The sequence below is a fragment of the Pseudomonas sp. SWRI154 genome (genome assembly GCF_014268645.1).
Classification (GTDB): domain Bacteria; phylum Pseudomonadota; class Gammaproteobacteria; order Pseudomonadales; family Pseudomonadaceae; genus Aquipseudomonas; species Aquipseudomonas marvdashtae.
Genome location: NZ_JABWQW010000008.1, coordinates 155,019 through 169,623, shown reverse-complemented (window position 1 = coordinate 169,623; position 14,605 = coordinate 155,019). Strand labels below are relative to the sequence as shown.

General features: G+C 61.0%; 11 protein-coding genes and 1 pseudogene. All 12 read right to left on the bottom strand.

Translation table 11 applies throughout. The features are described from left to right. Window positions 1–6: 6 nt before the first annotated feature. Window positions 7–714 (bottom strand): 2-C-methyl-D-erythritol 4-phosphate cytidylyltransferase, encoded by a 708-nt coding sequence (gene ispD / locus HU806_RS09930; RefSeq protein WP_186611209.1) that lies wholly within the window; start codon window positions 712–714, stop codon window positions 7–9. After that, on the bottom strand, window positions 711–989 hold the full coding sequence (ftsB, locus tag HU806_RS09925; RefSeq protein WP_024779031.1) for a cell division protein FtsB: 279 nt from the start codon (window positions 987–989) through the stop codon (window positions 711–713). Before ftsB ends, ispD begins: the two co-directional genes overlap by 4 nt. Window positions 990–1,160: 171 nt before the next feature. Next, a complete protein-coding gene (eno, locus tag HU806_RS09920) occupies window positions 1,161–2,450 on the bottom strand; it encodes a phosphopyruvate hydratase (RefSeq protein ID WP_186611208.1) in 1,290 nt (429 codons plus the stop codon). 154 nt (window positions 2,451–2,604) lie between these two features. Next, window positions 2,605–3,450 carry a 3-deoxy-8-phosphooctulonate synthase gene (gene kdsA / locus HU806_RS09915; protein WP_122565457.1) on the bottom strand — a complete coding sequence of 282 codons (846 nt, stop codon included), beginning with the start codon at window positions 3,448–3,450 and terminating at the stop codon, window positions 2,605–2,607. Between the two features lie 4 nt (window positions 3,451–3,454). Beyond that, the gene (gene pyrG, locus HU806_RS09910; protein ID WP_186611207.1) at window positions 3,455–5,086 is read right to left on the bottom strand and encodes a CTP synthase; all 1,632 of its coding nucleotides are present in this window, start codon (window positions 5,084–5,086) and stop codon (window positions 3,455–3,457) included. Between the two features lie 274 nt (window positions 5,087–5,360). After that, window positions 5,361–6,687: pseudogene (tilS, locus tag HU806_RS09905) on the bottom strand (tRNA lysidine(34) synthetase TilS). Window positions 6,688–6,756: 69 nt separating this feature from the next. Further along, entirely contained in the window at window positions 6,757–7,704 is a 948-nt protein-coding gene (locus HU806_RS09900) for an acetyl-CoA carboxylase carboxyltransferase subunit alpha (RefSeq protein WP_186611205.1), read from the bottom strand. A gap of 150 nt (window positions 7,705–7,854) precedes the next feature. Then, the gene (gene dnaE, locus HU806_RS09895; protein WP_186611204.1) at window positions 7,855–11,376 is read right to left on the bottom strand and encodes a DNA polymerase III subunit alpha; all 3,522 of its coding nucleotides are present in this window, start codon (window positions 11,374–11,376) and stop codon (window positions 7,855–7,857) included. Between the two features lie 206 nt (window positions 11,377–11,582). Next, entirely contained in the window at window positions 11,583–12,233 is a 651-nt protein-coding gene (gene rnhB / locus HU806_RS09890) for a ribonuclease HII (protein WP_186611203.1), read from the bottom strand. Next, entirely contained in the window at window positions 12,230–13,360 is a 1,131-nt protein-coding gene (gene lpxB / locus HU806_RS09885; protein ID WP_186611202.1) for a lipid-A-disaccharide synthase, read from the bottom strand. Before lpxB ends, rnhB begins: the two co-directional genes overlap by 4 nt. 2 nt (window positions 13,361–13,362) lie before the next feature. Further along, entirely contained in the window at window positions 13,363–14,139 is a 777-nt protein-coding gene (gene lpxA, locus HU806_RS09880; RefSeq protein ID WP_186611201.1) for an acyl-ACP--UDP-N-acetylglucosamine O-acyltransferase, read from the bottom strand. Next, window positions 14,136–14,576, bottom strand: coding sequence for a 3-hydroxyacyl-ACP dehydratase FabZ (fabZ, locus tag HU806_RS09875; RefSeq protein ID WP_003184897.1), 441 nt, complete (start codon window positions 14,574–14,576; stop codon window positions 14,136–14,138). Before fabZ ends, lpxA begins: the two co-directional genes overlap by 4 nt. Window positions 14,577–14,605 lie beyond the last annotated feature (29 nt).

Below are 14,605 nucleotides of genomic sequence, written 5' to 3'. Positions count from 1 at the left end.
TGTGGGCTAGCGGCGATTAGCCCAACGTTGACGCAACCACTCCAGGTCTTCCGGCCGGGTGACCTTGATGTTGTCGGCCCGCCCTTCGATCAACCGAGGCGCCTGCCCCGCCCACTCCATAGCGGACGCTTCGTCGGTAATCAGCGCATCCGCCACCAAGCTGTCGGCCAAGGCCCGATGCAGGGCACCGAGGCGGAACATCTGCGGTGTATAGGCTTGCCAGATCACGCTGCGATCAACGGTTTCCAGCACGCGCCCGTGCTTATCGACGCGCTTGAGAGTGTCGCGCGCCGGGACGGCCAGAAGACCGCCGACCGGATCGATCGACAGCTCGCCCAGCAAAGTGTCCAGGTCTTCCCGGGCCAGGTTCGGCCGGGCGGCATCGTGTACCAGCACCCAATCATGATCATCGGCGCCCTGCTCGTGCAGATGCAGCAAGGCATTGAGCACCGAGTACGAACGTTGCGCGCCTCCGTCTACACGCTGGATGCGCGGGTCGCCGGCACAAGCCAGGGTCGGCCAGTAAGGATCATCATGGGCAATGCTGACCACCACGCCCTTGACAGTCGGGTGGTCGAGGAAACAGCCAAGGCTGTGTTCGAGAATAGTGCGCCCAGCCAGTTGCAGATATTGCTTGGGACGGTCCGCGGCCATTCGGGCGCCAACGCCCGCGGCAGGAATCACAGCCCAGAAGGCCGGTAGACGAATACTCATTGGGCGAGCTGGTAGAGGGTTTCGCCCTCCTTGACCATGCCCAACTCATGACGGGCCCGCTCTTCCACGGTCTCCATGCCTTTTTTCAGTTCCATCACTTCGGCGTCCATTACCCGATTGCGCTCCAGCAGTGCTTCGTTTTCAGCGTGCTGATCGGCTATTTGCTGGGTCAGGTCGGCCACTTGCGCCAAGCTACCGTTACCCACCCACAGGCGGTACTGCAGGCCGGCCAGCAACAAGAGCAAGACAAGAAACAACCAATTGGGACTGCGCATCGAATATCAGGTATCCAGTGAAAAAAGACCGCCATGCCAAACTTTGAAGCGTCTGATAGCACGAAGCCTGGAGAACCCAGGCTTGTGCTTGATAAGGCATCAGATTAGAGGCAAAACCGCCGTCATGGCGACCGTTGCGACAAAATCCGCTGTCTTTTTACCATTTACCGCTTAGCCGCGAAACTCGGCGCGACCATTGTACTTGGCCTTGCCGTTCAACTGCTCTTCGATACGCAGCAGTTGGTTGTACTTGGACACGCGGTCGGAACGGCACAGCGAACCGGTCTTGATCTGGCCCGCCGCAGTGCCGACGGCCAGGTCGGCGATGGTCGAATCTTCGGTTTCACCGGAGCGGTGGGAGATCACGGCGGTGTAGCCGGCGGCCTTGGCCATCTGGATGGCTTCCAGGGTTTCGGTCAGGGTGCCGATCTGGTTGAACTTGATCAGGATCGAGTTGGCGATCTTCTTGTCGATGCCTTCTTTCAGGATCTTGGTGTTGGTCACGAACAAATCGTCGCCCACCAGCTGGGTTTTTTCGCCGATCTTGTCGGTGAGGATTTTCCAGCCGGCCCAATCGGACTCGTCCAGACCGTCTTCGATGGAGATGATCGGGTAACGTTCGGTCAGGCCCTTGAGGTAATCGGCGAAACCTTCGGCGGTGAACACCTGGCCTTCGCCGGACAGGTTGTACTTGCCGTCTTCGTAGAATTCACTGGCGGCGCAGTCCAGCGCCAGGGTCACGTCGGTGCCCAGCTTGTAGCCAGCGTTGGCCACGGCTTCGGAGATCACTTTCAGCGCGTCTTCGTTGGACGCCAGGTTCGGTGCGAAACCGCCTTCGTCGCCCACCGCAGTGCTCAGGCCACGGGCTTTGAGCACGGCCTTGAGGTGATGGAAAATCTCGGTGCCCATGCGCAGGCCTTCGGAGAAGGTCTTGGCGCCGACCGGCTGGACCATGAATTCCTGGATGTCGACGTTGTTATCGGCATGCTCGCCGCCGTTGATGATGTTCATCATCGGCACCGGCATCGAGTAGACACCCGGCGTACCGTTCAGGTTGGCGATGTGTGCATACAACGGCAGGTCCTGGTCTTGGGCGGCAGCCTTGGCAGCGGCCAGGGACACGGCGAGGATCGCGTTGGCGCCCAGGGTGGCTTTGTTTTCAGTACCGTCGAGCTTGATCATGGCCTGATCGAGGGCTTTCTGGTCGGCAGGATCCTTGCCCAGCAACAGGTCGCGGATCGGACCGTTGATGTTGGCGACGGCTTTGAGCACGCCCTTGCCCAGGTAACGGCTCTTGTCGCCATCACGCAGCTCCAGCGCTTCGCGCGAGCCAGTGGAAGCACCGGATGGCGCGCAGGCGCTGCCGATGATGCCGTTGTCGAGAAGCACGTCCGCTTCGACAGTGGGGTTGCCACGGGAGTCGAGAACTTCACGACCTTTGATGTCGACGATTTTTGCCATTGTTGTAAACACTCCAAAGTTGACGAAAACGACGCAGCGAGAGGAAATCTTTTACTGTCGGCGGGCAGAAAGCAGCGGGCAGGCTTGCCGACGATAACGCCCGGCCCGCAGGCCAGAGCGTTTATCGAACGGTACTTTACCGGAGAAAGCCGCGTTACGCGGTTTCTATCGTCGGAAAACCCTTGACCAGCTCGTCCAGCGACTTGAGCTGAGACAGGAAAGGTTCCAGCTTGTTCAAGCGCAAGGCACAAGGGCCGTCACACTTGGCGTTGTCCGGATCAGGATGAGCTTCGAGGAACAGGCCCGCCAGGGACTGGCTCATGCCGGCCTTGGCCAGGTCGGTCACCTGGGCGCGACGACCGCCGGCGGAGTCGGAACGGCCGCCGGGCATTTGCAACGCATGGGTCACGTCGAAGAACACCGGATACTCGAACTGCTTCATGATGCCGAAGCCGAGCATGTCGACTACCAGGTTGTTGTAGCCGAAGCTCGAACCACGCTCGCAGAGGATCAACTGGTCGTTCCCGGCTTCTTCGCACTTGCTCAGGATGTGCTTCATTTCCTGGGGGGCGAGGAACTGGGCCTTCTTGATATTGATCACCGCGCCGGTCTTGGCCATCGCGACCACCAGGTCGGTCTGGCGCGACAGGAAGGCCGGCAACTGGATGATGTCGCAGACCTCGGCGACCACCGCAGCCTGGGCCGGCTCGTGGACGTCGGTAATGATCGGCACGCCGAAGGCTTGCTTGATGTCCTGGAAGATCCGCATGCCTTCTTCCAGGCCCGGGCCACGGTAAGAGGTGACCGACGAGCGGTTGGCCTTGTCGAAGCTGGCCTTGAAGACATAAGGGATACCCAGCTTCTGGGTGACCTTCACGTATTCTTCGCAGACCTGCATCGCCATGTCGCGGCTTTCCAGCACGTTCATGCCGCCGAACAGCACCATGGGCTTGTCGTTGGCAATCTCGATGTCGCCGACACGGATGATCTTCTGGGCCATGGTCTTATGCCTTTTTCTGGTGTTGAGCCAAAGCGGCTTTCACGAAACCGCTGAACAACGGATGACCGTCGCGCGGCGTCGAGGTGAACTCCGGGTGGAACTGGCAAGCAACAAACCACGGGTGATCCGCCGCCTCGACCACTTCAACCAGCGCACCGTCACCGGAGCGGCCGGAAATCTTCAGGCCGGCTTCGATCAGTTGCGGCAGCAGGTTGTTGTTCACTTCGTAGCGATGACGATGGCGCTCGACGATCACATCCTTGGCGTAGCAATCGTGCACCTTGGAGCCGGCTTCAAGCAGGCATTCCTGGGCGCCGAGGCGCATGGTGCCGCCCAGGTCCGACGTTTCGGTACGCACTTCGACGGCACCGGTGGCGTCTTCCCACTCGGTGATCAGGCCCACGACCGGGTGGCCGCTGGCACGATCGAACTCGGTGGAGTTGGCGTCCTTCCAGCCCATCACGTTACGGGCGAACTCGATGACCGCCACTTGCATGCCCAGGCAGATGCCCAGGTACGGCACCTTGTTTTCACGAGCGTATTGCACCGCGGTGATCTTGCCTTCCACGCCCCGCAGGCCAAAGCCGCCTGGCACGAGGATCGCATCGGCGCCTTCGAGCAGGCCGGTGCCCTGGTTCTCGATGTCTTCGGAATCGATGTAGCGCAGGTTGACCTTGGTGCGGTTGCTGATGCCGGCGTGGCTCATCGCTTCGATCAGCGACTTGTAGGCGTCCAGCAGTTCCATGTACTTGCCGACCATGGCGATGGTGACTTCGTGCTCCGGGTTGAGCTTGGCATCGACCACGGCTTCCCATTCGGACAGGTCGGCGCTCGCGCATTGCAGACCGAAGCGCTCGACGACAAAGTCGTCCAGGCCTTGGGCGTGCAGGATGCCCGGGATCTTGTAGATGGTGTCGGCGTCTTCCAGACCGATCACCGCGCGCTCTTCAACGTTGGTGAACTGGGCGATCTTGCGACGCGAGGAAATGTCGATCGGGTGATCGGAGCGGCAGATCAGCACGTCCGGCTGCAGGCCGATGGAGCGCAGTTCCTTGACCGAGTGCTGGGTCGGCTTGGTCTTGGTTTCGCCGGCGGTGGCGATGTACGGCACCAGCGTCAGGTGCATCAGCATCGCGCGCTTTGCGCCGATTTCGAAACGCAGTTGGCGGATAGCCTCGAGGAACGGCTGGGATTCGATGTCGCCCACGGTACCGCCGATCTCGACCATCGCCACGTCGGCGTCGCCGGCACCCTTGATGATGCGGCGCTTGATCTCGTCGGTGATGTGCGGGATGACCTGGATGGTCGCGCCCAGGTAATCACCACGGCGCTCTTTGCGCAGCACGTGCTCGTAGACACGGCCGGTGGTGAAGTTGTTGTTCTGGGTCATGGTCGTGCGGATGAACCGCTCGTAGTGGCCCAGGTCCAGGTCGGTCTCGGCGCCGTCGTGGGTGACGAACACTTCACCGTGCTGGAACGGACTCATGGTGCCCGGGTCGACGTTGATGTACGGGTCCAGCTTGAGCATGGTGACCTTAAGTCCCCGCGCCTCCAGGATGGCCGCCAATGAAGCCGAGGCAATGCCTTTCCCCAATGAAGAAACAACACCGCCCGTGACGAATATGTAGCGCGTCATGAAAAACCCTAGAAGTCTGCGTTAAAGCGGTCCGAGCCGCCGGGGAAAGCGAAGGAAGGCCGAAGCCCCCGATCACCTGCATTAATCACAGTGCACCTTTCAAAAAAACCGCCGCGTCGGGACAGACCGGAGGTGAAATCACCGGTACGTTGCTCGCTACACATTTTTTGGAATCGCCCAGCAAAGACTGCTTGGTAATCGGCAACTCCTGCAATTCAGGCGAATCCACAGAAGTTGTATCAAGAAGGGAGCGTAGTCTACCGGAAAGCCCCTTTCAGCTCAAACCCAGATCTTGGCTTTCATGGCTGCCAGATCAACTGCCAGCCGCGATCAGCACTGCCGTCGAGCCCCGAAAGGCTCGCCACCGCCAGCAATTGCTCGCCACGGTACAGCAGCGGCCATCGGCCACGAGCGAACGCCGGCACGCCGCTTTCGTTGAACAAACGCTTGAGGTCACGGTGGCCGCGCCCCGGCAATTGCATGACTTCGCCGCCCTGGCGATAACGGATGCAGAGCGGACCGGCAGGAGTCTCGCCACGCAGCATCACCCGGCCATTGCCCGGCAGCGACAATGGCGAGTCGATCCGAGGCCATTGAATGGGACCCGCGACCGCTCGCAACCAGCGGTCGGATAACCAAAAAATTCGTCCACCTGAACGGTGCAACTCGCCATCCGCCAATCGCCAGACCGGATGGGCATCTTCCTTTGCATCACGCAACGAATCCCAGCCGGCCCAATGATCGCTGTCGGGAAGCCTCGTCACCGAGGCCAGCCAATGGCTCAAGACATTGCGCTGGCGGGCTGGTGACAATGCTTGCAATGGCGCCAGTTCAAGCGATCGCAATCCAAGCCAGTCGAACGCGCCAGGCGTCAGGGCTCGCGCCAGATCGATCTGCGCCAGCTCGTCCAGCAAACCTTGGGCCTCGCTCAGATGCGCGGCACTGCGGGCCAGGGTCATCGAAGCCTGGGGCCATTGTTCGGTCAGTGCCGGAAAAACTCGCTGGCGCAGGTAATTGCGCGCGTAGCGATGATCATCGTTGGAAGGGTCTTCAACCCAGTTCAGGCCCTGTTGCGCCGCATAGGTCTGCAGCTCGGCGCGGGACACATCGAGCAACGGCCTCAGCAAATGGCCCTGCCCCAAGGGACGTTGCCTCGGCATCGCCGACAAGCCCCTCACCCCCGCTCCGCGCAGCAAGCGAAACAGCAGGGTTTCAGCCTGGTCGTCCCGGTGCTGGGCGGTGAGCAGCACGTCATTGTCATGCGTCGCCGCGATGAACGCTCCATAACGCGCATCCCGGGCAGCCCGCTCGACGCTGGCGCCGGGATGGACCCGGACACTGACCACCTGCAGCGGCACTCCAAGCGCCTCGCAAACCCGCCGACAATGGTCCGGCCAGGCATCGGCCGCAGCCTGGAGGCCGTGATGCACATGGATAGCGCTTAGCGCAGGCAAGGTTTGGTTTTCTGCCAGGGAGACGAGCAGATGCAGCAGGACGGTGGAATCGAGACCACCGGAGAAGGCGATGCGCCAGTTGGCGGCGTTGCGCCAAGAGGCTAGCTGTGCGAGGAGACGGGTTGGCAGATCCACGCTGGGGTTCATAGGATTCAGCCTTGGGACGAGCCCATGTGGGAGCGAGACAGCTCGCCCCACATGGATACAGCGCTCAGATCAGAGACCGTAGCTCATCAACCGCTCATAGCGACGGGTCAACAGTTCATCGTTGTCGAACTTCTTCAACATCGACAATTGCGAACTCAGCTCGGCGCGGACCAGTGCCGCGGCCGCCGCTGGGTCACGATGGGCGCCGCCCACTGGCTCGTTGATCACTTTGTCAACGATGCCCAGGCCTTTGAGGCGTTCGGCGGTGATGCCCATGGCCTCGGCGGCATCCGGCGCTTTCTCGGCGGTTTTCCACAGGATCGAGGCGCAGCCTTCCGGCGAGATCACCGCGTAGGTGGAATATTGCAGCATGTTCAATTGGTCGCAGACACCGATGGCCAATGCACCACCGGAACCGCCTTCACCAATCACGGTGGCGATGATCGGGGTTTTCAGGCGTGCCATGACGCGCAGGTTCCAAGCGATCGCTTCGCTCTGGTTGCGCTCTTCGGCGTCGATGCCCGGATAGGCGCCTGGCGTGTCGATGAAGGTCAGGATCGGCATCTTGAAGCGTTCAGCCATTTCCATCAGGCGGCAGGCCTTGCGGTAGCCTTCCGGACGCGGCATGCCAAAGTTGCGGCGCACCTTCTCGCGCACTTCGCGGCCCTTCTGGTGACCGATGATCATGACCGGCTGGTCGTCCAGGCGAGCGACACCACCGACAATCGCGGCGTCGTCGGAGAAGTGACGGTCGCCGTGGAGCTCATCGAACTCGGTGAAGATGTGTTCAATGTAGTCCAGGGTGTAGGGGCGACGCGGATGACGCGCCAGACGCGCGATCTGCCAGCTGGTCAGCTTGCCGAAGATGTCCTCGGTGAGCGTGCGGCTTTTGTCCTGCAGCCGAGAGATTTCATCGCCGATATTCAGCGAATTGTCGTTACCGACCAAGCGCAACTCTTCAATCTTGGCTTGAAGGTCGGCGATCGGCTGTTCGAAATCTAGAAAATTCGGGTTCATAGGCGTCCGTCTTGGGTCGACGTCCAAGAGAGCTTGGGCCGGCCGGTTGTCTATTCGCGCCCTACCTTAAGGGAGAGGCGCGTTCAGGTCGAGATTAAAAATTCGAGTCGAGGTCAGGGGCGCACTGGGTTCAAGAGTGGCACCTGGCCGTCAACGGTATTGGAGGAAGACGTTGTCTTTGCCGAACTGGTCACGCAAGGCTTGAATCAACGCATCCGCCGGATCGATCCGCCAGCCCTCGCCGAACTGCAACACAGCCTTGGCGTCGGGGCGCACGTACTCCATGGTGATCGGGCACGCACCGCGATGGCGCTTGAACAACTCGCCCAACCAGCGTAGCTGATCGCCCTTCAAGTCCTGGGTCTGCAACTTCAGGCGCAGGCTTTCGGCCAGGTTGGTACGGGCATCTTCCATGCTCATCACCCGCTTGACCCGCAGCCGCAGGCCACCGGAAAAATCGTCGTTGCTGACTTCGCCTTCCACCACCACCATCGCGTCGGTCTGCAACAGCGACTGCGCCGAATGGAACGCATCGGCGAACAACGAAGCCTCGATGCGCCCGGAGCGGTCGTCAAGGGTGATGAAGCCCATCTTGTCGCCCTTTTTGTTTTTCATCACCCGCAGGGCAATGATCATACCGGCGACGGTTTGTGTATCGCGAGCAGGCTTGAGGTCGATGATGCGTTGGCGGGCGAAGCGGCGGATCTCGCCTTCGTACTCGTCGATCGGGTGACCGGTCAGGTACAGGCCCAGGGTGTCTTTCTCACCCTTGAGGCGTTCCTTGAGGGTCAGTTCCTTGGCCTTGCGATGGTTGGCGTAGACATCGGCGTCTTCTTCGACGAACAGCCCGCCAAACAGGTCGGCGTGACCGCTGTCGTGGGTCCGTGCCGTTTGCTCGGCAGCCTTGATCGCCTCTTCCATCGCCGCCAGCAACACTGCGCGATTGCGGTCGATATTGGCCTGATAGGCCTTGGGCTCATCCTGGAAGTAAGGTCCCAGGCGATCCAGGGCGCCACTGCGGATCAAGCCGTCGAGGGTGCGCTTGTTGATGCGCTTGAGGTCGACCCGCGCGCAGAAATCGAACAGGTCCTTGAACGGCCCGTCCTGGCGCGCCTCGGTGATTGCCTCCACCGGTCCCTCGCCGACGCCCTTGATCGCGCCGAGGCCATAGATGATGCGACCTTCGTCGTTCACCGTGAACTTGAACTCCGAAGCGTTCACGTCCGGCGCATCGAGGCGCAGTTTCATGGTCCGCACTTCTTCGATCAAGGTCACGACCTTGTCGGTGTTGTGCATATCCGCCGACAGTACGGCGGCCATGAATGGCGCTGGGTAGTGTGCCTTCAGCCATGCGGTCTGGTACGACACCAGGCCGTAGGCGGCGGAGTGGGATTTGTTGAAGCCGTAACCGGCGAATTTTTCCACCAGGTCGAAGATGTTACCGGCCAGGTCAGGGTCAATGCCGTTGGTCGCGCAACCTTCGATGAAGCCGCCGCGCTGCTTGGCCATCTCCTCGGGCTTTTTCTTACCCATGGCGCGGCGCAGCATGTCCGCGCCGCCGAGCGTGTAGCCGGCCATCACCTGGGCGATCTGCATCACCTGTTCCTGGTACAGGATGATGCCATAAGTCGGCGCCAGCACTGGCTTCAAGCCTTCGTACTGATAATCCGAGTGCGGGTACGCCAGCTCGGCGCGACCGTGCTTACGGTTGATGAAGTCATCCACCATGCCCGATTGCAGGGGGCCCGGACGGAACAGGGCCACGAGGGCGATGAGATCTTCCAGGCAGTCGGGCTTGAGCTTCTTGATCAGCTCCTTCATGCCGCGGGATTCAAGCTGGAACACCGCCGTGGTTTCGGCTTTTTGCAGCAGGCTGTAGGTCGGCTTGTCATCCAGCGGGATGAACGCGATGTCCAGCGGTTCTTCGCCGACCTTGGCCCGGTCGCGGTTGATGGTCTTCAGCGCCCAGTCGATGATCGTCAGGGTCCGCAGGCCGAGGAAGTCGAACTTCACCAGGCCCGCTGCTTCGACGTCGTCCTTGTCGAACTGGGTCACCAGGCCATCGCCTTCTTCATCGCAATAAATTGGCGAAAAGTCAGTCAGCTTGGTCGGCGCGATCACCACGCCACCGGCGTGCTTGCCGACGTTACGCACCACGCCTTCAAGCTTGCGGGCCATCTCCCAGATTTCCGCGGCCTCTTCATCGACCTTGATGAAGTCCCGCAGGATTTCTTCCTGCTCGTAGGCCTTCTCCAGGGTCATGCCGACTTCGAACGGGATCATTTTCGACAGGCGATCCGCCAGGCCGTAGGATTTGCCCTGCACCCGCGCCACGTCACGTACCACAGCCTTGGCGGCCATGGAACCGAAGGTGATGATCTGGCTTACGGCGTTGCGGCCGTATTTTTCGGCCACGTAGTCGATCACCCGGTCACGACCATCCATGCAGAAGTCGACGTCGAAGTCGGGCATGGAGACCCGTTCCGGGTTGAGGAAACGTTCGAACAGCAGGTCATATTCCAGCGGGTCGAGGTCGGTGATCTTCTGTACGTAGGCCACCAGCGACCCGGCACCCGAACCCCGGCCTGGACCGACCGGCACACCGTTGTTCTTGGCCCACTGGATAAAGTCCATCACGATCAGGAAGTAACCGGGGAACCCCATCTGGATGATGATATCCAGCTCGAAATTCAACCGGTCGACGTAGACCTGGCGCTTGGCTTCGTAATCTTCGGTGGTGTCCTTGGGCAGCAGGACGCTCAGGCGTTCCTCAAGGCCGTCGAAGGACACTTTGCGGAAATATTCGTCGATGGTCATGCCATCGGGAATCGGGAAGTTGGGCAGGAAGTGCTTGCCCAGCTTCACTTCGATGTTGCAGCGCTTGGCGATCTCGACGGTGTTTTCCAACGCCTCGGGCAGGTCGCTGAACAACTCGGCCATTTCCTCGGCGCTCTTGAGGTATTGCTGGTCGCTGTAGTTCTTTGACCGACGTGGGTCGTCGAGGGCCCGGCCTTCACCGATGCACACACGGGTTTCGTGGGCTTCGAAATCTTCCTGCTTGATGAACCGCACGTCGTTGGTCGCCACCAGCGGCGCGCCGATCTTGTCGGCCAGGGCCACGGCGGCGTGCAGGTGTTCTTCGTCATTGGGGCGATTGGTGCGCTGCACCTCGATGTAGAAGCGGTCAGGGAACACCGCCATCCAGTCACGGGCCAGGGTCTCGGCTTCCTCGGGATTGCCACTGAGCAGGGCCAGGCCGATTTCACCTTCCTTGGCCGCCGACAGCATGATCAGCCCTTCACTGGCCTCGGCCACCCACTCGCGCTCGATGATGATCGAGCCGTTGCGCTGGCCATCGATAAAGCCACGGGAGATCAGCTCGGTGAGGTTGCGATAACCCTGGGCGTTCATCACCAACAGGCTGATACGGCTCAGCGGCGCGTCCGGGTCCTTGTTCGACAACCACAGGTCGGCGCCGCAGATCGGCTTGATCCCGGCGCCCATGGCGGCCTTGTAGAACTTGACCAGCGAACACATGTTGTTCTGGTCGGTGACCGCCACGGCAGGCATGTTCATGCCCACCAGGGTCTTGACCAGTGGCTTGATCCGCACCAGACCGTCGACCAGGGAGTATTCAGTGTGCAGGCGTAGATGAACGAATGAAGCCGGCATAGTGATCCTGCGTTAAGTCATGAAAACAACAAGGCCCGGATTGTACCGGGCCTTGGGTAAAACATCAGCCAGCAACCGCGCTGTCCACTCGAACCCGTGGCGAGGGGGCTTGCTCCCGCTTGGGTGCGAAGCGCCCATAAGAAGGGGCAGCTACGCCCGAGGCGTCGGACCGGCCCAGCGGGAGCAAGCTCCCTCGCCACGATGAATCAGGTGAACCCCTCGCTTTCGATCAAGCCATCACGGGCTTCATAAGCCAGGCGCACCGGGGCGAAGGAGCGTCGATGAATGGGCGTTGGTCCGAGGCGCGCCAGGGCTTCCAGATGAACCGGTGTCGCATAGCCCTTGTGGCTGCCAATCCCGTAACCCGGGTAGATCAATTCGAAAGCGGTCATTTCCCGGTCACGGCTGACTTTAGCCAGGATCGAGGCCGCGGCGATGGCCGGCACCTTGCCGTCGCCCTGGATGACCGCTTCGGCGCGCATCGACAGTTTCGGACAGCGGTTGCCGTCGATCATCGCCAGCCTCGGGGTGATGTGCAGACCTTGTACCGCACGCTGCATTGCAAGCATGGTGGCGTGCAGGATGTTCAGCTCGTCGATCTCTTCGACCTCGGCCCGGGCGATGCACCAGCTCAGCGCTTTTTCGCAGATCTCATCGTAGAGCTTTTCACGACGGGCCTCGGTGAGTTTCTTCGAATCATCGAGGCCAATGATCGGCCGGTTCGGGTCGAGAATCACCGCCGCCGTCACCACGGCTCCGCACAACGGGCCACGACCTACCTCGTCGACACCGGCCACCAGCTCTTCGACTTCGGCGACCAGGTTGAAGTCCAGGCCCATCTGCTTCACATGATTCATTGTTTTGCGCCAATCAAGGTCAATACCGCGTTCGCCGCCTGGTTGGAGGCGTCGCGGCGCAAGGTACGGTGAATTTCATCAAAGCCCCGTGTCTGCTCTTCGCCGCCATCAATCAACGGCAAAAGCGTATTGGCCAGCGCGTCGGCCGTTGCGTCGTCCTGAAGCAATTCAGGCACCAACAGGCGCTGGGCCAGCAGGTTCGGTAACGAGACGTAAGGGCTCTTGACCATGCGCTTGAGAATCCAGAATGTCAGCGGCGCGAGGCGATAGGCGACCACCATCGGGCGCTTGAACAACAATGCCTCAAGGGTAGCAGTGCCGGAAGCAATCAACACGGCATCGCAGGCCGCTAGTGCCTGATGGGATTGACCGTCGAGCAGCGTCACCGACAAATCGCGCCCGGCCAGCAGCGCTTCAAGCTGGACCCGCCGCTGAGGGCTGGCGCACGGCAAGACGAACCGGACGCCAGGACGCATCGCTCGCAGACGTTCGGCGGCATCGAAGAACAAGCCCCCCAGGCGACTCACCTCGCCGCCCCGGCTGCCGGGCATCAAGGCCACCAACGGACCGTCGGGCAGGCCCAACGCCTGGCGCGCCGCCGCGCGGTCGGCTTCCAGGGGAATGGTATCGGCCAGGGTGTGACCGACAAATCGCACGGGTACGCCCTTTTCTTCGTAGAACCTGGCTTCGAACGGCAGCAGCGTCAGCATCAGGTCGCAGCCTTCGCGAATCTTCAGCACCCGCTTCTGCCGCCAGGCCCAGACCGACGGGCTGACGTAATGCACAGTCTTGATGCCGGCCTGGCGCAGCTTGAGTTCGATATTGAGGGTAAAATCCGGAGCGTCGATGCCGATGAACACATCCGGTTTTTCGTCGATCAGGGTCTGGATCAGCTTCTTGCGCCGGGCCAGCAACTCGCGCAGGCGACCTAGTACCTCCACCAGGCCCATCACCGACAGGCGCTCCATCGGGAAATAGGAGGTCAAGCCCTCGGCCTGCATCAAGGGGCCGCCGACACCGATGAACTCCACCGCGGGATGCTGCGCCTTGAGCGCGCGCATCAGACCGGCGCCCAGAATGTCACCGGAAGCCTCTCCCGCCACCAGTGCAACGCGCACGTTAGCCATGGTCAGCGAGTAATGCCGCGGGTCGAAGACTGGATGGAATCGCGGAAGATCGCGACTTCCGGGTACAGCGCCGAAGCCTCGGCCAGCTCGGCGAGCGCCTGCTCGACGGTAAGGCCCTGGCGATACACGACCTTGTAGGCCCGACGCAGCGCGGTAATTGCTTCTTCGCTGAAACCACGACGGCGCATGCCTTCGAAGTTCATGCTGCGGGCTTCGGCCGGGTTACCGAACACGGTGACGTAGGCTGGAACATCCTTGCCGATGGCCGTGCCCATGCCGGAAAAACTGTGGGCGCCGATATGGCAATACTGATGGACCAGGGTAAACCCGGACAGGATCGCCCAATCATCCACATGCACGTGGCCGGCCAGCGCGGTGTTGTTGACCAGGATGCAATGGTTGCCGATAACGCTGTCATGACCGATGTGGGCATACGCCATGATCAGGTTGTGGTCGCCCAAGGTCGTTTCGGAACGGTCCTGAACGGTGCCACGGTGAATCGTCACGCCTTCGCGGATCACGTTGTGATCGCCGATGACCAGACGCGTTTCTTCACCTTTGTACTTGAGATCGGGCGTGTCCTCGCCTACCGACGAAAACTGGTAGATGCGATTGTGCCGGCCAATCCGGGTCGGCCCCTTGAGAATTACGTGGGGGCCGATCACCGTGCCCTCGCCGATTTCCACACCTGCGCCGATGATCGACCAAGGGCCAACCTCGACATCGGCGGCCAGCACGGCCGTCGGATCGATGATTGCGCGAGGGTCAATCAAACTCATAGCTTGCGTTCCGCGCAGATGATTTCAGCGGAGCAGACCGGCTTGCCGTCGACCGAAGCCTGGCACTCGAATTTCCAGATCTGGCGCTTGCAGCTGATGAATTTGGCCTCGAGGATCAACTGATCGCCCGGGGTGACAGGCTGGCGGAAGCGCAGCTTGTCGGAGCCGACAAAATAATAAAGCGTGCCATCGGCAGGCTTGACGTCGAGCATTTTGAAACCAAGGATCCCGGCAGCCTGAGCCATCGCCTCGATGATCAGCACGCCCGGCATGATTGGATGCGCCGGGAAGTGACCATTGAAGAACGGCTCGTTGATGCTGACATTCTTGTAGGCGCGAATGCGCTTGCCTTCAACATCCAGGTCCACGACCCGATCCACCAGCAGGAACGGGTAACGGTGAGGCAGGTATTCGCGAATCTCGTTGATGTCCATCATTTCGGGGGGAAGCCTATGTAAAGATTGGG

Bases quoted from the DNA above. Each gene is read 5' to 3' on its own strand.
- kdsA (WP_122565457.1), bottom strand. From the start codon at position 3,450: ATGGCCCAGAAGATCATCCGTGTCGGCGACATCGAGATTGCCAACGAC.
- fabZ (WP_003184897.1), bottom strand. From the start codon at position 14,576: ATGATGGACATCAACGAGATTCGCGAATACCTGCCTCACCGTTACCCG.
- HU806_RS09900 (WP_186611205.1), bottom strand. From the start codon at position 7,704: ATGAACCCGAATTTTCTAGATTTCGAACAGCCGATCGCCGACCTTCAA.
- lpxA (WP_186611201.1), bottom strand. From the start codon at position 14,139: ATGAGTTTGATTGACCCTCGCGCAATCATCGATCCGACGGCCGTGCTG.
- pyrG (WP_186611207.1), bottom strand. From the start codon at position 5,086: ATGACGCGCTACATATTCGTCACGGGCGGTGTTGTTTCTTCATTGGGG.
- lpxB (WP_186611202.1), bottom strand. From the start codon at position 13,360: ATGGCTAACGTGCGCGTTGCACTGGTGGCGGGAGAGGCTTCCGGTGAC.
- dnaE (WP_186611204.1), bottom strand. From the start codon at position 11,376: ATGCCGGCTTCATTCGTTCATCTACGCCTGCACACTGAATACTCCCTG.
- eno (WP_186611208.1), bottom strand. From the start codon at position 2,450: ATGGCAAAAATCGTCGACATCAAAGGTCGTGAAGTTCTCGACTCCCGT.
- ispD (WP_186611209.1), bottom strand. From the start codon at position 714: ATGAGTATTCGTCTACCGGCCTTCTGGGCTGTGATTCCTGCCGCGGGC.
- ftsB (WP_024779031.1), bottom strand. From the start codon at position 989: ATGCGCAGTCCCAATTGGTTGTTTCTTGTCTTGCTCTTGTTGCTGGCC.
- rnhB (WP_186611203.1), bottom strand. From the start codon at position 12,233: ATGAATCATGTGAAGCAGATGGGCCTGGACTTCAACCTGGTCGCCGAA.